The sequence below is a fragment of the Streptomyces sp. NBC_00440 genome (assembly GCF_036014215.1).
Classification (GTDB): Bacteria; Actinomycetota; Actinomycetes; order Streptomycetales; family Streptomycetaceae; genus Streptomyces.
This window is the reverse complement of the sequence record NZ_CP107921.1, coordinates 1,497,501-1,520,088: the sequence shown is the minus strand read 5'-3', so window position 1 is coordinate 1,520,088 and position 22,588 is coordinate 1,497,501. Positions and strand designations below refer to the sequence as shown.

Annotated in this window: 24 protein-coding genes (1 of these 24 running past the window's edge); 12 read left to right on the top strand and 12 right to left on the bottom strand. The window is 70.8% G+C overall.

Going from position 1 to position 22,588, the window contains the following annotated elements; genetic code table 11:
- Positions 1-6: 6 nt before the first annotated feature.
- From OHB13_RS06825 to OHB13_RS06815, 3 genes are all read right to left on the bottom strand, one after another.
- Positions 7-732 carry a GntR family transcriptional regulator gene (locus OHB13_RS06825; RefSeq protein WP_266858354.1) on the bottom strand — a complete coding sequence of 242 codons (726 nt, stop codon included), beginning with the start codon at positions 730-732 and terminating at the stop codon, positions 7-9.
- Positions 733-772: 40 nt separating this feature from the next.
- Positions 773-2,290: a nucleobase:cation symporter-2 family protein gene (locus OHB13_RS06820; protein WP_328376259.1), complete on the bottom strand. Its 1,518-nt coding sequence runs from the start codon at positions 2,288-2,290 to the stop codon at positions 773-775.
- A gap of 100 nt (positions 2,291-2,390) precedes the next feature.
- The gene (locus tag OHB13_RS06815) at positions 2,391-3,782 is read right to left on the bottom strand and encodes an amidohydrolase family protein (RefSeq protein WP_328376257.1); all 1,392 of its coding nucleotides are present in this window, start codon (positions 3,780-3,782) and stop codon (positions 2,391-2,393) included.
- 248 nt (positions 3,783-4,030) lie between these two features.
- Between OHB13_RS06815 and OHB13_RS06810 the strand changes: the two genes are divergently transcribed.
- Positions 4,031-4,360, top strand: a complete 330-nt coding sequence (locus OHB13_RS06810; protein ID WP_266858359.1) for a hypothetical protein — start codon at positions 4,031-4,033, stop codon at positions 4,358-4,360.
- Positions 4,361-4,375: 15 nt separating this feature from the next.
- Here OHB13_RS06810 and OHB13_RS06805 read toward each other — a convergent pair whose 3' ends face one another.
- Positions 4,376-5,053 carry a FadR/GntR family transcriptional regulator gene (locus tag OHB13_RS06805; protein WP_266858360.1) on the bottom strand — a complete coding sequence of 226 codons (678 nt, stop codon included), beginning with the start codon at positions 5,051-5,053 and terminating at the stop codon, positions 4,376-4,378.
- Between the two features lie 85 nt (positions 5,054-5,138).
- Between OHB13_RS06805 and OHB13_RS06800 the strand changes: the two genes are divergently transcribed.
- The 4 genes from OHB13_RS06800 (at position 5,139) to OHB13_RS06785 (ending at position 7,683) form a co-directional block, all read left to right on the top strand.
- On the top strand, positions 5,139-6,446 hold the full coding sequence (locus tag OHB13_RS06800; protein ID WP_328376255.1) for a CynX/NimT family MFS transporter: 1,308 nt from the start codon (positions 5,139-5,141) through the stop codon (positions 6,444-6,446).
- A gap of 17 nt (positions 6,447-6,463) precedes the next feature.
- The gene (locus OHB13_RS06795; RefSeq protein WP_266858363.1) at positions 6,464-6,580 is read left to right on the top strand and encodes an SGM_5486 family transporter-associated protein; all 117 of its coding nucleotides are present in this window, start codon (positions 6,464-6,466) and stop codon (positions 6,578-6,580) included.
- A gap of 239 nt (positions 6,581-6,819) precedes the next feature.
- Positions 6,820-7,032, top strand: coding sequence for a hypothetical protein (locus OHB13_RS06790; protein ID WP_266858365.1), 213 nt, complete (start codon positions 6,820-6,822; stop codon positions 7,030-7,032).
- A gap of 99 nt (positions 7,033-7,131) precedes the next feature.
- On the top strand, positions 7,132-7,683 hold the full coding sequence (locus tag OHB13_RS06785) for a SixA phosphatase family protein (protein ID WP_266858366.1): 552 nt from the start codon (positions 7,132-7,134) through the stop codon (positions 7,681-7,683).
- A 48-nt stretch (positions 7,684-7,731) separates the two neighbouring features.
- Here the strand turns inward: OHB13_RS06785 and serB are convergent, their stop codons facing one another.
- Positions 7,732-8,961 carry a phosphoserine phosphatase SerB gene (serB, locus tag OHB13_RS06780; protein WP_266858368.1) on the bottom strand — a complete coding sequence of 410 codons (1,230 nt, stop codon included), beginning with the start codon at positions 8,959-8,961 and terminating at the stop codon, positions 7,732-7,734.
- Between the two features lie 273 nt (positions 8,962-9,234).
- Between serB and OHB13_RS06775 the strand changes: the two genes are divergently transcribed.
- Positions 9,235-11,802, top strand: a complete 2,568-nt coding sequence (locus OHB13_RS06775; RefSeq protein ID WP_328376251.1) for an FHA domain-containing protein — start codon at positions 9,235-9,237, stop codon at positions 11,800-11,802.
- Positions 11,803-11,914: 112 nt separating this feature from the next.
- On the opposite strand, the gene OHB13_RS06770 is transcribed toward OHB13_RS06775, so the two are convergent.
- From OHB13_RS06770 to OHB13_RS06760, 3 genes are all read right to left on the bottom strand, one after another.
- Entirely contained in the window at positions 11,915-12,658 is a 744-nt protein-coding gene (locus OHB13_RS06770; RefSeq protein ID WP_266858372.1) for a transglycosylase SLT domain-containing protein, read from the bottom strand.
- A 262-nt stretch (positions 12,659-12,920) separates the two neighbouring features.
- Positions 12,921-14,018 carry an S-adenosylmethionine:tRNA ribosyltransferase-isomerase gene (locus tag OHB13_RS06765; protein WP_328376250.1) on the bottom strand — a complete coding sequence of 366 codons (1,098 nt, stop codon included), beginning with the start codon at positions 14,016-14,018 and terminating at the stop codon, positions 12,921-12,923.
- On the bottom strand, positions 14,015-14,713 hold the full coding sequence (locus OHB13_RS06760; RefSeq protein WP_328376249.1) for an SDR family NAD(P)-dependent oxidoreductase: 699 nt from the start codon (positions 14,711-14,713) through the stop codon (positions 14,015-14,017). Before OHB13_RS06760 ends, OHB13_RS06765 begins: the two co-directional genes overlap by 4 nt.
- A 251-nt stretch (positions 14,714-14,964) precedes the next feature.
- On the opposite strand from OHB13_RS06760, the gene OHB13_RS06755 reads away from it, so the two are divergent.
- From OHB13_RS06755 to OHB13_RS06745, 3 genes are all read left to right on the top strand, one after another.
- A complete protein-coding gene (locus OHB13_RS06755) occupies positions 14,965-16,116 on the top strand; it encodes a GAF domain-containing sensor histidine kinase (RefSeq protein WP_328376247.1) in 1,152 nt (383 codons plus the stop codon).
- Positions 16,109-16,768 (top strand): response regulator transcription factor, encoded by a 660-nt coding sequence (locus OHB13_RS06750; RefSeq protein ID WP_323183857.1) that lies wholly within the window; start codon positions 16,109-16,111, stop codon positions 16,766-16,768. The genes OHB13_RS06755 and OHB13_RS06750 overlap by 8 nt, the downstream gene beginning before the upstream one ends.
- A 145-nt stretch (positions 16,769-16,913) precedes the next feature.
- The gene (locus tag OHB13_RS06745; protein ID WP_266858379.1) at positions 16,914-17,153 is read left to right on the top strand and encodes a chaplin; all 240 of its coding nucleotides are present in this window, start codon (positions 16,914-16,916) and stop codon (positions 17,151-17,153) included.
- Positions 17,154-17,355: 202 nt separating this feature from the next.
- On the opposite strand, the gene OHB13_RS06740 is transcribed toward OHB13_RS06745, so the two are convergent.
- A complete protein-coding gene (locus OHB13_RS06740; RefSeq protein ID WP_266858381.1) occupies positions 17,356-18,144 on the bottom strand; it encodes a hypothetical protein in 789 nt (262 codons plus the stop codon).
- 122 nt (positions 18,145-18,266) lie between these two features.
- Between OHB13_RS06740 and OHB13_RS06735 the strand changes: the two genes are divergently transcribed.
- From OHB13_RS06735 to OHB13_RS06725, 3 genes are all read left to right on the top strand, one after another.
- Positions 18,267-19,064, top strand: a complete 798-nt coding sequence (locus tag OHB13_RS06735; protein ID WP_266858383.1) for an ABC transporter ATP-binding protein — start codon at positions 18,267-18,269, stop codon at positions 19,062-19,064.
- Between the two features lie 59 nt (positions 19,065-19,123).
- The gene (locus OHB13_RS06730) at positions 19,124-19,552 is read left to right on the top strand and encodes an NfeD family protein (protein ID WP_328376242.1); all 429 of its coding nucleotides are present in this window, start codon (positions 19,124-19,126) and stop codon (positions 19,550-19,552) included.
- 82 nt (positions 19,553-19,634) lie between these two features.
- Entirely contained in the window at positions 19,635-20,576 is a 942-nt protein-coding gene (locus OHB13_RS06725) for an SPFH domain-containing protein (protein WP_266858387.1), read from the top strand.
- 74 nt (positions 20,577-20,650) lie between these two features.
- On the opposite strand, the gene OHB13_RS06720 is transcribed toward OHB13_RS06725, so the two are convergent.
- The 3 genes from OHB13_RS06720 to OHB13_RS06710 all read right to left on the bottom strand — a co-directional run.
- On the bottom strand, positions 20,651-21,154 hold the full coding sequence (locus OHB13_RS06720; protein WP_266858388.1) for an HNH endonuclease: 504 nt from the start codon (positions 21,152-21,154) through the stop codon (positions 20,651-20,653).
- A gap of 149 nt (positions 21,155-21,303) precedes the next feature.
- Positions 21,304-21,840, bottom strand: coding sequence for a YbhB/YbcL family Raf kinase inhibitor-like protein (locus tag OHB13_RS06715; RefSeq protein WP_328376241.1), 537 nt, complete (start codon positions 21,838-21,840; stop codon positions 21,304-21,306).
- A 42-nt stretch (positions 21,841-21,882) separates the two neighbouring features.
- Positions 21,883-22,588 carry the 3' portion of a sporulation protein gene (locus OHB13_RS06710; RefSeq protein ID WP_328376240.1) on the bottom strand. Its footprint extends 77 nt past the window's final position, so 706 of the gene's 783 nt are visible here — the last part of the coding sequence; its start codon lies beyond the right edge, outside the window — the gene reads right to left on this strand; it ends in the stop codon at positions 21,883-21,885.

The following is a 22,588-nucleotide window of genomic DNA, read 5'->3' as shown; positions in this document are numbered from 1 at the left end:
CAGGCCCTACGGCCCGACCGGGTGTACGGGAGCGGGCCCGCCCTCCGTACGGTCGGGGCCCGGCGCCACCGCCTGCGACAGCCGGATCCGCAGCCGCCTGATGTGGTCGCGGGCCGCGAGCTCGGCCGCGTCCGGGTCGCCCGCCGTCATCGCCTCGAAGATCCGGCGGTGCTCCTCGACGGCGAGCCGGGGGGCCTGAGGGCTGCGCCAGAGCGCGTGCAGCGCGAGGTGGGCCTTGCCCTGCACGGTGTCCAGGGCCGCGGTGAGATGGGGGTTGCCCGCGACCTCGCGGATGAGGCGGTGGTAGGCCATGTCCATCTCGGTGTGCGCCTGCTCGTCGTCGCCCGCCGCCACGACCCGCTCGTGCCGCTCCAGGAGGTCGCGGAGTTCGGAGACCCTGGTGGCGTCGAGCCGCTCGGTGGCGAGCCGGGCGGCCAGCCCCTCCATCACCTCGCGGACCACGTACAGCTGGCGCACGTCCTCGACGTCGACGGTGGCGACCACGGCGCCCCGGTGGGCGATGTGGGTGGCCAGGCCGTCGTGGATCAGCCGCTGCACGGCCTCACGGACCGGGCTGCGGCTGATGCCCAGCTGGGTGGCGAGCGCGGGCACCGAGAGCGCGTCGCCGGGGCGCAGCCGGTTGGCCAGCACCGCCCCCTTGAGCTCCTCGTACGCCCGGTCGGCAAGCAGGCTTCCGGCCGCGACCGGGTTCACTGCTCTCTCCGTCGACATGCCCCAACTCCCTCTACGACGCTCAGCTGCTCCGAGGCTCTTACGACGCCTCGTCCGATGTGCTGGGGATCGTGCTCTCCAGCTGTTCTTCATGTTGCATGTAATCTTCCGGCGGGTCAATGGAGCGTGCAGCCCTCTTCCGGTGCCCCGGCAGCCTGAGATGGTGGAAGAACAGGTTGAGCAGCACAGCCGTCAAGGTGCCCAGAATGATGCCGCTCTCGAAGAGTGCATGCAGTTGGCGGCCCGGCATCTGATCGGCGAACTGGGGGAACGCGGTCGGCAGGAAACCGACGCCCACGCTCGCGGCGACCAGGATCGTGTTGCGCTGGTCGCCGAGATCGGCCTGGACCAGGATCTGCACCCCCACCACGGCGATGGTGGAGAACAGCACGATCGTCGCGCCGCCCAGCACGGACGCCGGCATCGCGGCCACCACCGCGCCCACCTTCGGCACCATGCCGAGCACCATCATGATCACGCCGGACGCCGCGACGATCCACCGGCTCTTCACCCGGGTCAGTCCGATCAGCCCGATGTTCTGCGAATAGACCGTGCTGGGAAAGGAGTTGAGGAGCCCGGCGATCACTGTCGCGAGGCCGTCCGCGCGCAGCGCCCGGGTCACCTGCCGGCCGTCCACCTCGCGGCCGACGATCCTGCCCACCGCGAAGAACTGCCCGATGGACTCCACCGCGATGATGATCATCACCAGGACGATGGAGAGCACCGCGGTGATCTCGAAACGCGGCGCCCCGTAGTGCAGCGGGGCCGTGACGCCCAGCCAGGCGGAGCCGCCGATCCCCGAGAAGTCGGTCTCCCCGGCGAGCGCGGCCACCACCGTGCCCGCGACCAGGCCGAGCAGTACCGCCACCGTGGCCAGGAAGCCCCGGGAGAACTTGTGCAGCAGCAGGATCACCAGCAGGGTGACCCCCGCGAGGCCCAGATGGACCGGTGAGCCGAAGGTGCGCTGCGAGGGGTCCCCGCCGCCCACCTGCCGGGCCGCCACCGCGAGCAGGGTGATCCCGACGATGGTCACGATCGTGCCGGTGACCAGCGGCGGGAAGAACCTGACCAGTCTGCTGAAGAACGGCGCGATCACGAAGAGCGCGAGCCCGGCGGCGATCACCGCCCCGAAGACGGTCGGCAGTCCGGCCTTCGCCCCGCCCGCGGCCAGGCCCACCGACACGAGCGAGGGGACCGCCGTCGTCGACGTGCCCTGCACCACCGGCAGCCGGATGCCGATCCCGGGCAGCCCCACGGACTGCAGCAGGGTGGCGAGACCGCAGGTCAGCAGCGAGGCGTTGACCAGCATCCCGATGTCATCGGCGGGCATCCCGATGCCCTGGGCGACCAGCAGCGGCATGACGACCGCACCGGCGTAGAAGGCCAGCACGTGCTGGAGCCCGTAGACCGCCAGCCGCCAGAACGCCGGCACGGCATCGACCTGATCCGGATCGGCCGGCCCGACGGCGCCCGCGTCCACCGGGACAGGGACCTGGACCGGGTCCGGCCCGGGCTCCCGGGCCCGGCCCGTACTGCCCTGAACTGCCTTGCGCGACATGTGCGTTCTCCCTCCACCCGCCCCACGGCGGGGGTTGTTCACTGCGCATGTACGGGGGCCGCGGACGGGCAGCCGACAGGGAAATCGGTCGGGGGTGTGGTCAGTGGTTCCAGGGGCGGGTCAGTCCGCCGAAGCCGGCACGCGACACGAGCTGTTCGGACCGCTCCTGGGCCTCGGCGAGCAGTGCCTCCTCGTCCACCAGCACGCAGCGGCCGTCCTCGAAGACGACCCGCCCGTCGACGACGGTCAGCTCCACGTCGGAGCCGCGCGACGCGTACACGAGGGCGGAGACAGTGCGGTGCAGCGGCACCTGGTGCGGGCGGTCCAGGGCGACCACGGCGAGATCCGCGGGGGCGCCGGCGGTCAGGATGCCGGCCCCCGTACCCGCATAGCGGGCGCCCTCCCGGGTGGCCAGCTCCAGCGCCTCCTCGCAGCGCGCGGCGGCCGGGTCGAGGGTGTGCTGGCGCTGCCCGAAGAGCGTCTGCTTCATCACCTCGAACATGTCCTGGCGGTGCCCGGCGCTGGGGCCGTCGGTGCCGAGCGCCACCACGGCGCCCGCCTCCCGCAGTTCGCGCAGCCGCATCACACCCGAGGCCAGATAGGCGTTGGACACGGGATTGTGGGCCACACCGGCCCGCCGCTCGCCGATCCGGCGGATCTCCGCGCCGTCCAGCCACACGGCGTGCGCGAGGGTGGTCCGCTCGTCGAGCAGCCCCTCGGCGGCGAGCCACTCGACCGGTCTGATGCCGTACGCCTCCAGATAGCTCTCCGGGTCCTTCGCCCCCTCGCTGCAGTGCGTGTGCCAGCGCGTCCCGAACTCGGCGGCCAGCGCCGCCGCGCCCCTGACCAGGTCCTGGTCCACGTAACTGAGGTTGAGGGGGGCCGGCCAGATCTCCACGGTGGAGCCGGGCGGCCGCCGCCGCATGCACTCCCGGGTGAGTTCCAGCTCCTCGGCGACGGAGTACCGGAAGAGCGCGGGAGGCAGCCCCCGCGCGAGCGCCACCGGGGTCCGGTGTCCGATCATGCCGCGGGCCACCGCGCCGCGCAGCCCCGCCGATTCGACGGCCGCCGCCACCGCGAGCACGGTCTCCGGGTCGGTGGGCGCGTAGTGGTTGTCGATGACGGTGGTGATGCCCGAGCGCAGCGCCTCCACCGCGCCGAGAGTGGCGGCGACCCTGGCGTCGTCGGGGGTCACTGCTATGGAGTACGGCCACATGAACTCGCACAGCCAGGGCCAGATGGAGAGGCCCTCGCCCAGTCCGCGGGCGAGGGACTGGAACAGATGGCTGTGCCCGTCGGTGAAGCCCGGGACGACGGCCCGGCCCCGGCAGTCGACCGTACGGGCCGCCTGCCACGCGGCATCGGTCTCCGCCGCCGGGCCCACCGCCGCGATGCGGTTCCCGGTGATGGCGACCGAGCCCGGTTCGTACACGGACCGCCGGCCGTCGACGGTCACCACCCGTCCGCCCGACAGCAGAAGATCGCACTCCATGGGGGCCTCCAGAGGCTCTGTGGTCTGAGGTGTGGGGTCTGTGATGTGGGATCTGGGGTCTGGGGAAGCCGGCTACGGGATACTCAACATTGCATGTAACATATTCCGGCCCGGGTGCATGTCAACCCTTCTCACGTCACTTCCGCCGCCCGCCCCGGCTGTCCCGCCCGACTCGTGGAACGGAGCGAACGACCGCAGACTGATCAGGCCGGGGCACTCCCCGGCTCACCCGGGGAGGAGGCACGGGCATGCGTTCGATCCGCTACCGGACAGCGGTCCTGCTCGTGGCCTCGGCCGGAGTGGCGGGGCTCGCCGCCCCCACGAGCGTGCAGGCGGAGCCGGCCCCCTTCGGCGCCGGATGCCTCATATCCCTCAGGGGCTCGCACACGACAGCCACCTGTCACAACAGATACGTCGGGACCGACCGGGTCGCCCTGCACGTCGAGTGCGCCCGCTGGTGGGACATCGACATGGACAGCGCGCCGGTCGAGGTCGGCCCCGCGCAGAGCGTGCGGCTCACCGGCCGCTGCTGGAAAGAGATCAGCTCGGTCTGGGTGACACACCGGCGGGCGGACTGAGCCGCGCGGAACCCCTCAGGCGGAGGCCTCCAGGCAGTTGGCGAACGCGTGGCTCGCCGCCTCGGTGGCTGCCAGGTCCCCGTCGCCGTTCCGGATCGCGTCGATCAGCCGGGTGTGGTCCATGTACCCCTCGGGCCGCAGCTCGCGCCCCACGTCGTCCCGGAGCCAGTCGCGGAGCAGGTCGCCCAGGTCGGCGTAGAGCTCGGTCAGTACGTCGTTGTGCGAGGCGTTCACGATCGCCAGGTGCAGGGTCGCGTCGGCGGCCACGAACGCCTCCGCGTCACCCGCCTCCCAGGTCCGCTCCCGCTCGGCGAGCAGGCCCGCCAGCTGCTTCATGTCCCGCTCGGTGCGCCGCTCGGCGGCCAGCCGGGCGGCCGACGACTCCAGGGTCGAGCGCAGTTCCGCCACGTGCCGCGGGTCGGCCGCGGCGAACCGCCGGTGCATCACCCCGGCCAGCTCACTGGTGGCGACCACATAGGTGCCGGAGCCCTGCCGGATGTCCAGCAGCCCGTTGTGCGCGAGAGCGCGCACCGCCTCCCGGACGGTATTGCGGGCCACTCCCAGCTGCTCGACCAGTTCGGGCTCGGTCGGGATGCGTGAACCGACCGGCCACTCGCCGGAGGTGATCTGGTTCCGCAGTTCGGTGATCACCTGGTCGGCGAGTGCGGAACGCCGGGGGGTGTTCAGCGCCATGGTGCTCCTCGTTCGGGGTCGGGCGGTGGGAAGCGGGGATTGGATGATTGGACAACCAATCATCCCATGATTCTATGATGTCCTTATGCCAGACGACGAGACGAAGATCCTCGCCCCCGCTGCCGAGCCGCGTGTCGCGGCGGATGCCGCCCGCCCGCAGCCCGCCGCATGGACCGTGAAACTGGTGATGGCCGGCATCGTCCTCGCCGCCGTCAATCTCCGGCCCGCCATCACGAGTCTCGGCGCGCTCCTCGAAGAGGTGCGGGACGGCCTCGGGATGAGCGGCAGCGTCGCCGGTGTCCTCACCTCCGTACCGCCGCTCTGCTTCGCCGTCTTCGGCGTCATGTCGCCCCGGCTGGCCCGCCGCTTCGGGCCCGGCGCCGTCGTCTGCGCCGGGATGGTGGCGATCACCGCGGGCCTGGTGATCCGGCCCTTCATGAGCGGTACGGCAGGCTTCCTGGCCGCCAGCGCGCTGGCCCTGATGGGGATAGCCGTGAGCAACGTGCTGATGCCGGTGATCGTCAAGCGGTACTTCCCGGACCGCGTCGGAACGATGACCGGGCTCTACTCGATGGCCCTCGCCCTGGGCACCGCACTCGCCGCGGCCCTCACCGTCCCGCTGACCGACGGCCTCGGCGGCAGCTGGCGGCTGGGTCTCGGGGTGTGGGCGGTGCTGGCCGCCGTGGCCGTACTGCCCTGGATCGCGCTCATCAAGGACCGCAGCATCACCGCGGCGAACGCGGCGGGCGCAGCCGCCGTGGAAGCTCAGGGCGCCGCAGGCACCGCGGACGCGGCCCGGTCGCAGGCACCCGTCCGCCGGATCACCAGCAGCCGCACCGCCTGGGCCCTGGCCTGCTTCTTCGGGCTCCAGGCCACCGCCGCGTACATCACCATGGGCTGGATGCCGCAGATCTTCCGTGACGCCGGGGTCTCGGCCGGCACGGCGGGGCTGCTGCTCGCCGTCACGATGGTGATGGGCGTGCCGCTCGCCTTCGTCATCCCGCGCCTGGCGAGCCGGATGAAGAACCAGGGCCCCATCGTCGTAGCCCTGGGCGCCTGCGGGCTCGTCGGTTACGCCGGTCTCTATCTGGCCCCGTCCGGCGGCGCCTGGGTCTGGGCGCTCCTGCTCGGCATCTCCAACTGCTCGTTCCCGCTCGCCCTGACGATGATCGGCATGCGGTCGCGGAGCGGCGCCGGAGTGGTCAGGCTCTCCGCCTTCGCCCAGTCCACCGGCTATCTGATCTCCATCCCGGGACCGCTGCTCGTCGGGGTCCTCTACCAGCACAGCGGCGGCTGGGGCCTGCCCATCGCGCTGATGGCCGGGCTGATGGTGCCGCAGATCGCCGCCGGGATCCTCGCCGGACGGGACCGGACGATCGAGGACGAATCCTGAGATGCGAGACTGACGTCATGCCAGTGCTCGAACCGAATCCCCAGAACGGTCAGAAGAAGCTCCTGCTCGTGCTCGGAGCCATGCTCGCGGTCACGGCGATCGTCGCGATCATCGCCACGATCGCGTCGCCCTGACCCGTTGTCCTGTCCGATGTCCCGGACCGGTGTCCCCGGCCCGGAACACCGACCCCGCCCTGCCCCCTGTCCTGACCCCGTGTCCCGATCGGACGCCCACGGACCGGCGGTGGGGCTAGCACCACCGTCCCCTAGGGGGCCAGGCTCAGGGTGAAGTGGGTGGGTCACCGGATGGGAGGGCGCCCCCGTACTCCGTAGGTTCAGGTACATCAGCCACCGCGAACCTCATGGAGGCGGCCATGCCGGCCCGTCCGCACACCACCCGCCCCCACCACGGCCACGCGCAGAGCGGGATCGATGTGCGGCTGCCCTGGTGGGCCATCGCCCTGCCCGCGCTGGCCTTCGCCGTTCTGCTGCTGCTGATCAGCGCGCCCGGCCAGGCGCACGCGGACACCGGCGAGGCCACCGTCACGCATGTGCTGGAGCGGATCCAGCAGAGTCTGCCGTTGTAGCGCTCCCCGGCCACCGTGGCCGAAGCCTGTTCACTCGTGCCGGGGGGAGCCTCCCAACACCCTGCGCCCGATGGTCCGATCCGTGCGAAGCTGGATTGTATGAGCGCCGTTGTGTCATCCGGGGGAACAGCCCCCGGAACCCCCGAGTCCCGCAGGATTGTCCTTCTCCGGCACGCGAAGGCCGACTGGCCCGAGGTGTCCGACCACGACCGGCCGCTCGCCGACCGCGGCCGTATGGACGCAGCGGCCGCCGGCAGCTGGCTCTCCTCCCACGCGTTCCGTTTCGACCTGGCCCTCTGCTCGACCGCGGTCAGGACGCGCGAGACCTGGAAGCTGGCCGTCCAGGAACTGCCGGACCGGCCCCGGACCGTCTACGAGGAGCGGCTGTACGAGGCGTCCCTCGGCGAAGTGCTCGCGCTGCTCAACGAGATCCCCGACGACGTCAGCGATGTGCTGGTCATCGGCCACAACCCGGTGACGCACGCACTCGCCGACGCGCTGTCGGGCCGTGCCGAGGGAGAGTTGCTGACCAGGATGAACCGCAGCGGATTCCCGACCGCGGGGATCGCCGTCATCGAGTTCACCGGCCCATGGAAGTCCGTCGAGCACGGAGTGGGCAAACTGACGGCCTTCTGGGCGCCGCACGAGTAGGACCGGCCAACGGCCTCCCCCGCGACAGGCGGTGGAGGCCGGTGGTGGTCAGACCCCGTCGTCGACGAGGCCGTCCGCGGCCTCGACCTCTTCACGGGTGATCCCCAGCAGATAGAGCACCGTGTCCAGGAAGGGCACGTTCACCGCCGTGTCGGCGGCCTTGCGGACCACGGGCTTGGCGTTGAACGCGACGCCGAGCCCCGCCGCGTTGAGCATGTCCAGGTCGTTCGCACCGTCCCCGATGGCGACGGTCTGTGCCAGCGGGACGCCCGCCTCCGCGGCGAACCGCCGCAGCAGCCGCGCCTTGCCCGCGCGGTCCACGATCTCACCGACGACCCGCCCGGTGAGCCGGCCGTCGACGATCTCCAGTGTGTTGGCCGAGGCGAAATCGAGGCCGAGCCGCTCCTTGAGGTCATCGGTCACCTGGGTGAACCCGCCCGACACGACGCCCACTTGGTAGCCAAGACGCTTCAGCGTACGGATCAGGGTGCGGGCACCGGGCGTGAGCCGTACCTCGGACCGTACTTTGTCGACGACCGACCCATCGAGCCCCGCCAGCAGCGCCACCCGCGCGTGCAGTGACTGCTCGAAGTCCAGCTCGCCGCGCATCGCGCGCGCCGTCACCTCCGCGACCTCCTGCTCACACCCCGCGTGCGCGGCGAAGAGCTCGATCACCTCGTCCTGGATGACCGTCGAGTCGACGTCCATCACGACGAGCCGCTGGGCGCGGCGGTGCAGACCCGCCGAGATCACGGCCACATCCACCCCGAGCACCGAAGCCTCTATGGCGAGTGCCGTACGGAGCGGCTCGGTCTCCACCCCGGACACCGCGAACTCCACCGCGGTCACCGGGTACTTGGCCAGCCGGAAGATTCGGTCGATGTTGCCGCCCGTGCCGGTGATGCTCGCCGCTATGGCGGCGGTCGACTCGGCGGTGAGCGGGTTGCCGAGCACGGTCACATGGGAACGCCCGCTGCCCCGGGGCCGGTTGTCGCCGGTGCCGGAGATGATCTCCGTCTCCAGCTTGAGGGACTCGGCCCAGCTGTGCACGGTGGCCCGCAGCTCGCCCTCGGCGTTGCCGCCGGGGCCCGGAGCCGTGACGAGGGCGCACAGCGTGATCCGGCCACGGGTGACCACCTGCTCGATGTCGACGACGTCGACGGCGTAGGCGGCGAGGGTGTCGAAGAGACCTGCGGTGATCCCGGGGCGGTCCTTCCCGAAGATCTTGACGAGGAGAGTCGGAGAGTCCGCGTGGACTGGGGGCTGCGATGCGCTCATGGTGGTCCCACCGTATAGGTCGCGGCCGGGCCGCAGGCAGTCCGTCCCGAGTACCGGACGCCGGTGGCGGGACCGGCCGGCGGACCGGGCGCGGCAGCCCCTATTTGTCGCGAACGTCGCCCGGACCTGTGCGTCTCCACCCCATTGGTACGCGGTCGTCACACAGCCCGGCTTCCCGATGCCTCTCTGTGCCTGAAATAGTTCCCCAGGATGTTCGCCATCCCTAGACTCCCTGCAATGGGGGTACCTCGGGGGACAATAAGTGGGGCTGGAGTGCCGGAACTCGTAGTTGAACTGAATGGCAGGATCTGGACGCTCGATCCGTCCAGGTCGTACACCCTCGGCCGTGATCCGCAGGGAGACCTGCCGATCGACGACGCCAGGGTCTCGTGGCGACACGCCACTATCAGCTGGGGAGGCCGTGGTTGGGTCATCGAGGACCATGGCTCGACCAACGGCACGTTTGCGCAGGGGCAGCGGATCCAGCAGCTGGAGATCGGCCCCGGTTCGGCGGTGCACCTCGGCAACGCGGCCGACGGCCCGCTGCTGAGCCTGTCCGCCGCAGCGCCGGCCGCGCAGGCACAGGCGCCGATGCAGGCCCAGGCACCGGTGCAGGCGCAGGCGTCCGCGCCGGCGCACGCTCCGCAGGCCGCCCAGGCGCAGGGACCGGCGTACGCCCCTCCCCAGCAGCAGGGCGCTCCGGCGGGCTGGGCCCCGGCTCAGCAGCCGCCGCAGAACGCGGCCCCGCAGGGCTGGCAGCAGCAGGGCCAGGTGCCTCAGCAGGGCGGTCCGGCGGGCGGGGGCGCGGAGGCCCCGCCGGCGTACGGCGACCGCAGCCCGACCACCTTCCACCAGCTGGCGCTCGGCCGGGTGATGCGCATCGGCCGTGCCCTGGAGAACGAACTGGTCGTCTCCGACCTCCAGGTCTCCCGCAACCACGCCGAGTTCGTCGCGACACCGGACGGCCGCTTCGAGATCCGGGACCTCGGATCCCACAACGGCACCTACATCAACGGCCAGCCGATGGCCAAGTCCGGCACGGCCCTGATCGGCCCGAACGACATCGTCGGCGTCGGCCACTCGACCTTCCGGCTGGTCGGCGACCGCCTGGAGGAGTTCGTCGACACCGGCGAGGTCTCCTTCTCCGCCCGCCACCTCACGGTGACGGTCGACGGGGGCAAGGACATCCTCAAGGACGTCTCGTTCGGCGTCCCGGAGAAGTCGCTCATCGCGGTCATCGGCCCGTCGGGCTCCGGGAAGTCCACCCTGCTCAAGGCGCTCACCGGCTACCGGCCCGCCAACCGCGGGGATGTCCTCTACGACAACAGGAATCTGTACAAGCAGTTCGCCGAGCTGCGCCAGCGCATCGGGCTGGTCCCGCAGGACGACATCCTGCACAAGGAGCTCACGGTCCGTAAGGCGATGAAGTACGCGGCCAAGCTGCGCTTCCCCGCCGACACCACCGAGGCGGAGCGCTCCTCGCGCATCGACGAGGTGCTGCGCGAGCTGAAGCTGGACATCCACAAGGAGAAGAGGGTCGCCTCCCTCTCCGGTGGCCAGCGCAAGCGCGTCTCGGTCGCACTCGAACTGCTGACCAAGCCGTCGCTGATCTTCCTGGACGAGCCGACGTCGGGGCTCGACCCCGGCATGGACCGCGATGTCATGCAGCTGCTGCGCGGCCTCGCCGACGACGGCCGTACGGTCCTCGTCGTCACGCACTCCGTCGCTGAGCTCGCCATCTGCGACAAGCTCCTGGTGATGGCGCCCGGCGGCTCGGTCGCGTACTTCGGACCGCCCGAGGAGGCGCTGAACTTCTTCGGCTACAGCAGCTGGGCCGATGTCTTCTCGGCCTTCGAGAACTACCGCGACTACGACTGGGCGGGGCGCTGGCGCGGTTCGCAGCACTACCAGATGTACGCGGCGGACATCGACTCGGTCGCGGTGCAGTCGGTCGACATGCCGTCCGCCCAGTCCATGAAGCCGCCGAAGCCGCAGGCCTGGGGTTCCCAGCTGCTCACCCTGATGAGGCGCTATGTGTCGGTGATCGTGTCCGACCGGGGCTTCATGGCGCTCTCCCTGCTGCTGCCCGCGGTGCTGGGTACGGTCGGCGCGCTGATCCCCGCTGACTACGGACTCGGCCTCGGCCCGGCGGCAGGGCGCTTCAGCAACGGCGACGGCGCGGTGATCCTGCTGATCCTCGCGGTGGGTGCCTGCTTCGCCGGGGCGGCCAACTCCGTACGAGAGCTGATCAAGGAACGGGTGATCTACGAACGGGAGCGGGCCACCGGCCTCTCGCGTTCCGCCTATCTGATGTCCAAGGTGATCGTGCTCGGTCTGATCACCCTGGTTCAGGGCGCCATCATCGGCGGCATCGGCTTCGGGATGAAGAAGGCGCCGGCCGAGGGCCTGATCTTCTCGACCTCCACCCGGCTGGAGATGACCCTGCCGATCATGGCGCTCGGCCTCACCTCGATGATGATCGGCCTGATCATCTCGTCGCTGGTGAAGACCTCCGAGAAGACCATGCCGCTCCTCGTCATGTTCGCCATCACCCAGGTCGTCTTCACGGGCTGTCTGTTCACCTTGAACGGCGCTGCGGGGATCAACCAGTTCTCGTTCCTGATGCCCGCCCGCTGGGCGGTCGCCGCCGCGGGCGCCACCGCGTCGCTGAACGTCCTGCTGCCCAACAAGAAGGACCTGGCCAGCACCGACCCGCTCTGGGACCACACCCTCGGTACTTGGGTGATGGACATGGGGATCCTGCTCGCCATCGGCGTGATCTGCGGCGTCATGGTGGCGCGGCTGCTGCGCCGGCACGAGCCCGAGGTCATGCGCAAGTAGCAGACCCGCAGTCCCGCAACGCCGAAGGGCGGCACCCGCAGTGTGGGTGCCGCCCTTCGGCGTGGTCCGGTGGTGCGCCGGACCATGTGACTCCTGCGTGACCAGTGCCGGATCAGTAGGCGCTGTTGACGTTGTCGATCGAGCCGTAGTTCGCGGCGGCGTAGTTCGCGGCGGCGGTGATGTTGGCGACCGGGTCGTAGATGTTCGACGACGTGCCGGCGACGTGGTACGCGTCGAACGTCGGCTGGATGGTCTGGAGCAGGCCCTTCGACGGGACACCGTTCTGGGCGTTGATGTCCCAGTTGTTGATGGCCATCGGGTTGCCGCCGGACTCACGGATGATGTTGCGGTACAGGCCGTTGTACGAGCCGGGGATGTTCTTGGCCTGCATGATGGCCAGCGCGTGGCGGATCCAGCCGTCGAGGTTGTTCGCGTAGACGGGCGTGCGGGCGGCGGCGCGGCTGGCGGCGGCCTTGGCCGCCCGCTCCTTCGCCTTCGCCGCTGCGGCCGCCTTCGCCTTGGCCTTGGCGGCAGCCTCGCTCTTCGCCTTGGCGGCGGCTTCGGCCTTGGCCTTGGCGGCGGCCTTGGCCTTCGCCGCTGCCTTCGCCTTGGCCGCCGCGGTCTTGGCGGCCTGGTCGGCGTGGGCCTGCTGCGTGTGCAGGCTGGCCTGCACCGCCTTGGTCTGCGAGGCGAAGGCGACCGGGGCCGCGTCGATCGACGTGTGGGAAGTCTCTGCGGACGCGTTTCCGGGAACAAGCGTGAAGGCGAGTGCGGCGGCGCCGACGGCGGCCACACCACCGATCGAGTACTTGTGAGTCTTGGTCAGGCGACGAAGGCCATGGCGGTTCTCGGACATGCGGGCGTTCCTCTTCGAATAGCGGAAGTCGCGAGCGCCGGGGGCGGCGGAGCGCCCTGGGGCGGCGACGGGAGCAATTCTTAGCGGCCGCAAAATCTTGTGGCAAAGGTGTGACGTACGATCCTGCTTAGTGGCGTAGGTGCGCTCCTGGAGTGCCGAGTGCCCGCGCTTACCCGGCCCAGGAGCCCCTTAAGCATCAACTAGCGAACCTCGTAAGTGACGTGGGTCCTATGCGCGGCGTCACACTGTTCGGGCAGTGAATTCACAATGCGTTGCTACAGCAATGCGGAGCGTTAGGTTCCTCATCCGGAAGGATGAGGTGAACGTCCCCGAACTCGTGCCAGAGGTAGAGCGCACGTACCGCCTCCGCATAGCTGCGCTCCAGGGCCTCCCGCCCCGCGACCGCCTCCAGCATCAGCAGATGCGAGGCCTCCGGCTCGTGCAGCCCGGTCAGCAGCCCGTCCACCACCCGCACCCCGCGGCCGGGCGTGACCACCAGATCCGTCCACCCGGCCAGCGCCCGCACCAGGCCGTCTGCCTCGTTGCCCCCGGCCGCGGTCTCCAGGGCACGCACCGCTGTCGTCCCCACCGCGATGATCCGCCCACCGCCCGCCCGCGCCGCGTTGACCAGCCGGGCAGTGGCCGCCGACACCTCGAACCGTTCGGGATACGGGGTCTCGTGCGCCTCCGCCGACGCCACCCCGGTGTGCAGCACCACCGGCGCGAACTGGATCCCCCGGCTCACCAGCTCCGCGACAAGACCGGCGGTGAAGGGCCGCCCGGCACTCGGCATCTCCGCCGAACCCGCCCCGTCCGGCGCCGCCAGCGCGAACACCGTCTGATACGCGGAGAGCGGCTGGTCACGGCGGGTGTACGCGTACCGGATCGGGCGCCCGTGCCGCCGCAGCAGCTCCGGCACTGCGGCCGCCGAAGGCCGCACCCACCACAACCGGTCCTCACCGGCGGCCAGCGGCTCCTCCCATACGAGCCGTACGCCTTCGGGCAGCCGCACCACGGACCCCGCCGGGCCGCCCGCGCACCGCCGGGTACTCCCGCCCGGCACCGGCTCCCGCAGCTCCACCGCCCACCGGCCGTCGTCCCCACGGGCCGAGAAGTGCACCACGACACGGGCCCCGGAAGAAGCTGTCCCGTCCACCGCGGCGGGCAGCGTCCGTGAGGTGTTCACCACCAGTACGTCCCCCGCCCGCAGCTGCCCCGGCAGCTCCCGGAAGGCGTGGTGGGAGACAGCGGTGCCGCGCGACACCATCAGCCGTACGTCGTCCCGCCCCCGGCCGCGCTCCTCGGCGGGCACCACCGCCGGCCGCCCGTCGGGGACCCGCAGTGCCTGCCGCGCACTCATCGCACCTCACCCACCAGCGCGGGGGCCGAGTACCGCCCGCTCGCCGGGCGCTCGTCGAGCAGCCGCAGAAACGCCGGGACCACCTCCGAAGGCGCGGGCCTCTCCTCCTCGTCACCGGGCACCGCGGCCGTGTACAGATCGGTACGCATGTCACCCGGGTCCACCGCCCACACCCGCAGCCCCGGCTCCTCGGCCGCGAGTACCGCCGACAGCTGGTCCAGCGCGGCTTTCGACGCCCCGTATCCGCCCCAGGTCGGGTACGCCTCGACAGCGGCGTCCGAACTCACCGTGACCACCGCCCCCGCACCGGACGCCCGCAGCAGCGGCAGCGCCTCCTGCACCAGACCGAGCGCGGCCACCACATTGGTCTCCAGCGCCGCCCGCAGCCCGTCGGGCGTCAGCTCCTCCAGACGTACGAGCGGCTCGGCGCCCAGCGCGCTCGCATTGCTGACCAGCAGATCGAGCCCGCCGAGGCCGCGCGCCGCATCGGCCAGCCGGCTCCGGTGCGCCGCGTCGCCGACGTCCCCCGCCACCGCCACCACCCGCGTGCCGTACTCCGCGAGCTCCCGCGCCGCCCCGTCCAGAACCTCCGGTGTCCTCGCATCGATGACCAGGTCCCAGCCCCGCCCCGCGAGCCCCGCGGCGAGCGCCCGGCCCAGCCCCTTCGATCCGCCCGTGATGACTGCTACCGCCATGGCACGTCCCTCTTCCCGTAGTCCCGCAGCTCTTCCGGTCAGCCCGTCGCTTCGTGCCGCCAACTTCGGGCCGCCAACTTCGTGCCGCCAACGTAGGAACGCGCCCCCGCTCCGCGCCTCGGCCGCGGGACGCAGGGACCAGGGCACTTCGGAGTAGTCCCGATGTCCCGGGTGAGCTGGTCCCCAAGGACCGGGACGGAGCCCGTCCGCAGCCCGATACGGCCCGCCCGGCCCGCCGGTACGGTGTGGCCATGTCCCATCGACCCGCTTCCGGCCTGTCCGCGGTGAGCACCGCGCTGCTCGCGATGAGCAGGCACCTGGAGGTCCGCGACGTCCTCAAGACGATCGTGGTCTCCGCCCGCGAACTGCTGGACGCCGAGTACGCCGCGCTCGGGGTCCCCGACGACCACGGCGGCTTCGCCCAGTTCGTGGTCGACGGGGTCAGTGACGCCCAGTGGAAGGCCATCGGCCCGCTCCCGCGCCAGCACGGCATCCTCGCCGCGATGCTGCACGACGAGAAGCCCCAGCGCCTCGACGACGTACGCGAGGACCCCCGCTTCGGCGGCTGGCCGTCCACGCACCCCGAGATGTCGGACTTCCTCGGCCTGCCCGTCCGCGACGGCGACGAGACGATCGCCGCGCTCTTCCTCGCCAACAAGCGGTGTCCCAGGCCCACCGGCCGCTGCGGGTTCACCGAGGAGGACGAGGAGCTCCTGACGATCCTCGCCCAGCACGCCGCCATCGCCCTCACCAATGCCCGCCTCTACGAGCGGAGCCGCGAGCTCACCATCGCCGAGGAACGCTCCCGGCTGGCGCACGAACTCCACGACGCCGTCAGCCAGAAACTCTTCTCCCTGCGGCTCACGGCCCAGGCCGCCGCCACCCTGGTGGACCGCGACCCGGCCCGCGCCAAGGGCGAGCTCCAGCAGGTCGCCGACCTCGCGGCCGAGGCCGCCGACGAACTCCGCGCCGCCGTAGTGGAGCTGCGCCCCGCCGCCCTCGACGAGGACGGTCTGATCCCCACGCTCCGGACGCACATCCAGGTCCTGGACCGCGCGCACACCCCGCACGTCACCTTCCGGAGCGGGCAGGTGCGGGCGCTCCCCGCCGCCCAGGAGGAGGCGCTGCTGCGGGTGGCCCAGGAGGCGCTGCACAACGCCCTGCGCCACTCGGGCGCCGGACGGATCGATGTCGTACTGGAGAGCCGGCGGGCCCGGCCCGGCGCGGTCCTGCGGATCACCGACGACGGCGCCGGATTCGAGCCGTCGGCCGTACGGCGGGCCGGCCGGCACCTCGGCCTGGTCTCCATGCGGGACCGCGCGAGCGGCGTCGGAGGCAGGCTCAGGGTGGAATCGGCGCCCGGAGAGGGCGCCACGATCGAGATGGAGGTGCCCGGTGGCTGACACCGCACCCAGGCCGAAGGCGGCCATCCGCGTGCTGCTCGTCGACGACCACCAGGTGGTCAGGCGGGGCCTGCGCACCTTTCTGGAGATCCAGGACGACATCGAGGTCGTGGGCGAGGCACCGGACGGGGAGCAGGGGGTGGCCGCCGCCGAGGAGCTGCGCCCCGACATCGTCCTGATGGACATCAAGATGCCGGGCATGGACGGTATCGAGGCGCTGCGCAGGCTCAGGGAGCTGGCCAATCCGGCGAGGGTGCTGGTGGTCACCAGCTTCACCGAGCAGCGCACCGTGGTTCCCGCCCTGCGCGCGGGTGCGTCGGGCTATGTGTACAAGGACGTCGACCCGGAGGCGCTGGCCGACGCGATCCGCTCGGTCCACGCCGGGCACGTCCTGCTCCAGCCCGAAGTGGCCGGGGCGCTGCTCTCCCCGGAGCCGGGCGGCGGCCAGGGGAGGGGCACCGCGCTCACCGAGCGGGAACGCGAGGTGCTGGGGCTGATCGCCGACGGACGCTCCAACCGGGAGATCGCGCGAGCACTGGTCCTCTCCGAGAAGACCGTCAAGACGCATGTGTCGAACATCCTGATGAAACTGGACCTCGCCGACCGGACCCAGGCGGCGCTCTGGGCGGTACGGAACGGGGCGGCGGGCTGAGCGGAGGCTTGAGCGGACCGTCATATTCCGGTGTGAGATTCATACCGTCGGGTGTAAGTCACCCACATGGCGTATCCGGATGACCCCTCCGCCGTTCTCCATGCGTGCTGCGGCGCCGGCCGCAGCCAGCTAGGAGGATCCTGAAATGAAGAACCTGAAGAAGGCCGCTGCCATCACCCTCGTCGCCGGTGGCGTCCTCGCCGCCGGAGCCGGTGCGGCGTCCGCCGCCTCGCACGCGGCTGGTGCGGCGACCAACTCGCCCGGCGTCGTCTCCGGCAACGTGGTGCAGGCCCCGGTGCACGTCCCGGTGAACGCCGTCGGCAACACCGTCTCCGTCATCGGCGTCCTGAACCCGGCCTTCGCCAACCACGGCATCAACGGCTGACCGCACAACGGTCACCGGCCGACGGCCCCTCGGACACCGTGCCCCCTCAGGCACTGTGCCCGGGGGGCCGTTCGTCCGGACAGGGCAGGTTCTTTCCGCCGCAGTCTTCTTCGGGACCGCCCGCATCGCCGCTCGTGGCCTCCGAGGTGCGAGGGCGGAAGGGGGCCGGCCGGTTGCAGGAGCGCCCTCGTCGAAGCCCCCGTCAGCCGCGCCGCTCCCGCTCCTCCACGTACGCGTTGTACGCCGCCACCTGCGCCCGCCGGGCCACTCGCTCCACCGGCCGCAGCGCATTCCCCCGCGCCGCCATCTCCGATGCGCTCACCGCGCCGCCCGGCCCGTGCTCGTACGCCACCGAGACCAGCAGCCCGACCCGCCGCGCCAGTTCGAGCACCCGGACCGCGCGAGCCGGATACCCCGGCGCGAGCAGCTCCCCGGCCCCCGCTTCCGCCCGGGCCCGGTACGCGTCGATCGCCGCCTCGGCAGCAGGCCCGCCGCCCGCCACATCGAGACCCGAGAGCACCGCGGTCGCCTCCCGCAGCCCCTCCGCCAGCTCCCGCTCCGCCTCACCGAGCGAGGGCACGTCGGCCGGCGGCGCCTCGCGGACCGGCAGGCAGTGCCAGACCACCTCCCGGTGCAGATCGCCCTCCGGGCCCGCCTCGTACAGCTCGGGCACCAGCCCCAGCGGTACGCCGAAGGCGGTGACCGCCTCCTCCGCCTCCAGCGCCCGCGCGTTGAACTCTGGCGGCCCGCTGAGACCCAGCGGATGTCCCGCTGTGGGCATCGCCACCCGGTAGCCGGTGGCGCCGAGCGATCTCAGCCGCCCCAGCGCCAGCGTGAGCCCGACGGGCCCCGCCTCGCCCGGCAGCCCCTCCACCCGGTGCACAGCGTCCTCGCCCACGATGGCGAGTGCGGCGTCATCCGGCGATACAATTCCGGCCAACAGGGCATTTCCCCATGCGGCCAGCCGTCCTGAGCGTGGTTCCGTGAACATGGACCCAGCGTAGGGACTGGACCTAGACGTGGGCGCACTTCTCAAGTGGCGTAGGTTTTCCCTGGGAGCTGCGCCCACAGGCGCACGCGCGAACCGAGACTGCATGGGGAGACAACGCGCTCATGAGCGATGTACTGGAGCTGCTGGACGTATCGGTGGTCCGCGACGGACGTGCTCTGGTGGACGACGTCTCCTGGGCGGTGAAGGAGGGGGAGCGCTGGGTCATCCTCGGCCCCAACGGCGCGGGCAAGACCACCCTCCTCAATATCGCGTCCAGCTACCTCTTCCCGACCACCGGCACCGCGTCGATCCTCGGTGAGCAGCTCGGCAAGCCCGGCACCGACGTCTTCGAGCTCCGCCCGCGCATCGGCATGGCCGGCGCCGCCATGGCCGAGAAGATGCCCAAGCGGCAGACCGTGCTGCAGGTGGTGCTCACCGCGGCCTACGGCATGACGGCCACCTGGAACGAGGACTACGAGGAGGTCGACGAGCAGCGCGCCCGCGCCTTCCTCGACCGCCTCGGCATGACCGAGTTCCTGGACCGCAAGTTCGGCACCCTCTCCGAGGGCGAGCGCAAGCGCACCCTGATCGCCCGCGCGATGATGACCGACCCCGAGCTGCTCCTGCTCGACGAGCCCGCCGCCGGTCTCGACCTCGGCGGCCGCGAAGACCTCGTACGCCGTCTCGGCCGGCTGGCCAAGGACCCGTACGCCCCCTCGATGGTGATGGTGACCCACCACGTCGAGGAGATCGCCCCGGGCTTCACCCACGTCCTGATGATCCGTCAGGGCAAGGTGCTCGCCGCCGGTCCGATGGAGACCGAGCTGAGCTCCCGCAACCTCTCCCTCTGCTTCGGGCTGCCGCTCGTCGTCGAACAGCGCGGCAACCGCTGGACCGCGCAGGGCCTTCCGCTCGGCTGACCGGTTCCGTACTCCTTGCGCCCTGTCCCCGAAGGGGACTGCCGCCCTACCATGACCCCGTGGACATCGAGACATGGGTGTGGTGGCTGATCGGCGCGGCCGGGCTGGGAATCCCGCTCGTCATCACCGCCATGCCCGAATTCGGGATGCTGGCCGTAGGGGCGGTCGCCGCGTCGGCCGCCGCCGGCCTCGGCGTCGGCCCGGTGCTCCAGGTCCTCGTCTTCGTGATCGTGTCCGTCGCACTCATCGCCGTAGTACGCCCCATCGCCAACCGGCACCGGTCCCAGCGACCTGAACTGGCCACCGGGATCGATGCGTTGAAAGGCCGTCAGGCCGTCGTCCTGGAGCGGGTCGACGGCAGCGGCGGCCGTATCAAGCTGGCCGGAGAGGTGTGGTCGGCGCGGGCCCTCGACGGTGACAGCAGTTATCAGCCAGGTCAGCAGGTCGACGTCGTGGAGATCGACGGAGCGACAGCCGTCGTCCTGTGACAGAACCTCACACACGGCAGGCCGAGGTCTGCGAAGATCATTCATCGGGAACTGTCGGCAATCGAAGGGCACGGGGAGCACGATGCCATCCGTCATCATCGTTCTGATCATTCTGGTGGTGCTGGTCTTCATCGCCCTGATCAAAACGATCCAGGTGATCCCACAGGCCAGCGCCGCCATCGTCGAACGGTTCGGCCGCTACACACGAACTCTCAACGCCGGACTGAACATCGTCGTCCCGTTCATCGACTCGATCCGCAACCGGATCGACCTCCGGGAACAGGTCGTGCCCTTCCCGCCGCAGCCGGTGATCACCCAGGACAACCTCGTCGTCAACATCGACACGGTCATCTACTACCAGGTGACCGACGCCCGCGCCGCGACCTACGAAGTGGCCAGCTACATCCAGGCGATCGAGCAGCTCACCGTCACCACCCTCCGCAACATCATCGGCGGCATGGACCTGGAGCGGACCCTGACCTCCCGTGAGGAGATCAACGCGGCGCTGCGCGGTGTACTCGACGAGGCCACCGGCAAGTGGGGCATCCGCGTCAACCGCGTCGAACTCAAGGCCATCGAACCGCCCACCTCCATCCAGGACTCGATGGAGAAGCAGATGCGCGCCGACCGTGACAAGCGCGCCGCGATCCTCCAGGCCGAAGGTGTCCGGCAGTCCGAAATCCTGCGCGCCGAGGGTGAGAAGCAGTCGGCCATCCTCCGGGCCGAAGGTGAGGCCAAGGCCTCGGCGCTGCGCGCGGAGGGCGAGGCCCAGGCCATCCGTACGGTCTTCGAGTCGATCCACGCGGGCGACGCCGACCAGAAGCTGCTCGCCTACCAGTACCTCCAGATGCTCCCGAAGATCGCCGAGGGCGACGCCAACAAGCTCTGGATCGTGCCGAGCGAGATCGGCGACGCGCTCAAGGGACTCAGCGGAGCCTTCGGGAACCTCGGCGACAACGTCCCCGGCTTCAACACCGGCAAGGAGTCGCCCGCGCCGCCGGCCGCGAGGCGCCCCTCGGAGTAACGACCCGGCGCGACGGAGAAGCCCGCCCCCGGCCGGATCGGCACATGACAGGGGGCGGGCTTCTCCGCGTACGTCTACGCGGTCTGCGGGAGCCAGTCGGGCAGCGCCTGCCGGTCACCGGCACCGAGCGCGAGCATCATCGCGTCGGCCGGAGTCGGCACGAACGGCCTGCGCAGCAGCGGCATTCCGGCCTGGTCCGGGGTACGGGCCGCTTTGCGGTGGTTGTCCTCGGCGCAGGAGGCCACCGTGTTCAGCCAGGTGTCCTGGCCGCCCTGCGCGCGCGGCACCACATGGTCGACGGTGGTCGCCCGCCGCCCGCAGTACGCGCACCTGTGCTGGTCACGGACCAGCACCCCCCGTCTCGACCACGGTGCCTGTCTTCGGAAGGGCACCCGGACATAGCGGCAGAGCCTGATCACCCGGGGTACCGGCAGCTCGACAGCGGCCGCACGCACCCGGAGCCCGGGGTGGGCCTGCTCGACCACGGCCTTGTCCTGGAGCACCAGGACCACCGCGCGGTTGAGCGTCACTGTCGACAGCGGTTCGAAGCTGGCGTTCAGTACCAATGTGTCCCGCATGGTGCCCACCTCCGTGTGCCGGCCCACCCCCTGGCGGGACGCGGGACTGGGATCAACTCTGGCCGGGCACGCCACGATGGACAACGCAATAAAAAAGGCCCTGCCCTGGTCTCTCCAAGACCGGGGCAGGGCAAACAGACGCGCAGGCTTCAGCTTTCGGCGGGAGCCGCGTACTCGGCGATGAGCTGGGCGCGTGCCAGCGTGTGGAACCGCAGATTGAAGCCGACCGCGGCGGGCGGGGTGTCCGAGTCGATACCGAGCTGCGGGGTGTCCACCGCGTACACGGTGAAGACATAGCGGTGGTTCTCACCGGCCGGCGGCGCGGCGCCCCCGAACTCCTTCGCGCCGTAGTCGTTGCGGGCCTGCACCGCGCCGGGCGGCAGCCCCTTGAACGCACCACTGCCCGCACCCGCGGGCAGCTCGGTCACCGAGGCCGGAATGTCGAACAGCGACCAGTGCCAGAACCCGCTGCCCGTGGGCGCGTCGGGGTCGAAGCAGGTCACGGCGAAACTCCTGGTCTCCGGCGGGAACCCCTCCCACCGCAGCTGCGGCGAGGTATTCCCCGCCGCGTACACCTGAGCGTCCTTCAATACCGCACCCGGCGCGATGTCCTCGCTCACCACGGTGAACGAGGGCACCGGCGGATGAAAGTCATGGGGGAGCGGCGGCTTGCTGAGCCCGGTCACGACGGCACCTCCTGCATCGGCTGTCAGTTTCCTTGTCCGACCCTAGAGCCAGTTCCGTCTGCCACCCACATCGGCCAGCCACTGATGGAGGTATCCCGTCCAGTCGGTGTCCCGGAAGTCGTGCAGCCCCACCTGGAACGCCCGGTACGAGTCACTGCTCTCGCTGAAGAGACCCGGCTTCTTGTCCATTTCCAGTATCACGTCCATCTCGCGGTCGTCCGTGACGAAGGTCAACTCGACCTGGTTCAGCCCCCGGTACTGCTCCGGCGGGCAGAACTCGATCTCTTGGTAGAAGGGGAGCAGCTGGCGCGTGCCGCGGATGCGGCCGCGCTCCAGATCGGCACTCACGAACCGGAAACCGAGCTCGCCGAAGGCGTCAAGAACGGCCTGCTGCGCGGGGAGCGGATGCACCTGAATGGGGTCGAGGTCCCCGGCGTCCAGCGCCCGCGCGATCTCCAGCTCCGTCGTCACCCCGATAGGCATCCCGGGCAGCGGCCGCCCCGCGATGTTCGTGATCGGGGTCTCCCAGGGTATTTCGAGCCCGAACGGCACCACATGCAGGGCGCCCGCCGCGATCGCCAGATCCCCGCCCAGGCGTACCTCGGTGAACTCGATGTCCTGCTTGACCTCGTGGTCGCCGCCCTCGATCTCCACCCGGCCCTGGAGCCCCACGGAGAGGCCCTCGATCAGCTGGTCGACGGCACCGCCCCGAATCCGCACCTCCCCCTGGACCACACCGCCCGGCACG

Bases quoted from the DNA above. Each gene is read 5' to 3' on its own strand.
- OHB13_RS06825 (WP_266858354.1), bottom strand. From the start codon at position 732: ATGTCGACGGAGAGAGCAGTGAACCCGGTCGCGGCCGGAAGCCTGCTT.
- OHB13_RS06820 (WP_328376259.1), bottom strand. From the start codon at position 2,290: ATGTCGCGCAAGGCAGTTCAGGGCAGTACGGGCCGGGCCCGGGAGCCC.
- OHB13_RS06815 (WP_328376257.1), bottom strand. From the start codon at position 3,782: ATGGAGTGCGATCTTCTGCTGTCGGGCGGACGGGTGGTGACCGTCGAC.
- OHB13_RS06810 (WP_266858359.1), top strand. From the start codon at position 4,031: ATGCGTTCGATCCGCTACCGGACAGCGGTCCTGCTCGTGGCCTCGGCC.
- OHB13_RS06805 (WP_266858360.1), bottom strand. From the start codon at position 5,053: ATGGCGCTGAACACCCCCCGGCGTTCCGCACTCGCCGACCAGGTGATC.
- OHB13_RS06800 (WP_328376255.1), top strand. From the start codon at position 5,139: ATGCCAGACGACGAGACGAAGATCCTCGCCCCCGCTGCCGAGCCGCGT.
- OHB13_RS06795 (WP_266858363.1), top strand. From the start codon at position 6,464: ATGCCAGTGCTCGAACCGAATCCCCAGAACGGTCAGAAGAAGCTCCTG.
- OHB13_RS06790 (WP_266858365.1), top strand. From the start codon at position 6,820: ATGCCGGCCCGTCCGCACACCACCCGCCCCCACCACGGCCACGCGCAG.
- OHB13_RS06785 (WP_266858366.1), top strand. From the start codon at position 7,132: ATGAGCGCCGTTGTGTCATCCGGGGGAACAGCCCCCGGAACCCCCGAG.
- serB (WP_266858368.1), bottom strand. From the start codon at position 8,961: ATGAGCGCATCGCAGCCCCCAGTCCACGCGGACTCTCCGACTCTCCTC.
- OHB13_RS06770 (WP_266858372.1), bottom strand. From the start codon at position 12,658: ATGTCCGAGAACCGCCATGGCCTTCGTCGCCTGACCAAGACTCACAAG.
- OHB13_RS06765 (WP_328376250.1), bottom strand. From the start codon at position 14,018: ATGAGTGCGCGGCAGGCACTGCGGGTCCCCGACGGGCGGCCGGCGGTG.
- OHB13_RS06760 (WP_328376249.1), bottom strand. From the start codon at position 14,713: ATGGCGGTAGCAGTCATCACGGGCGGATCGAAGGGGCTGGGCCGGGCG.
- OHB13_RS06755 (WP_328376247.1), top strand. From the start codon at position 14,965: ATGTCCCATCGACCCGCTTCCGGCCTGTCCGCGGTGAGCACCGCGCTG.
- OHB13_RS06745 (WP_266858379.1), top strand. From the start codon at position 16,914: ATGAAGAACCTGAAGAAGGCCGCTGCCATCACCCTCGTCGCCGGTGGC.
- OHB13_RS06740 (WP_266858381.1), bottom strand. From the start codon at position 18,144: ATGTTCACGGAACCACGCTCAGGACGGCTGGCCGCATGGGGAAATGCC.
- OHB13_RS06735 (WP_266858383.1), top strand. From the start codon at position 18,267: ATGAGCGATGTACTGGAGCTGCTGGACGTATCGGTGGTCCGCGACGGA.
- OHB13_RS06725 (WP_266858387.1), top strand. From the start codon at position 19,635: ATGCCATCCGTCATCATCGTTCTGATCATTCTGGTGGTGCTGGTCTTC.
- OHB13_RS06720 (WP_266858388.1), bottom strand. From the start codon at position 21,154: ATGCGGGACACATTGGTACTGAACGCCAGCTTCGAACCGCTGTCGACA.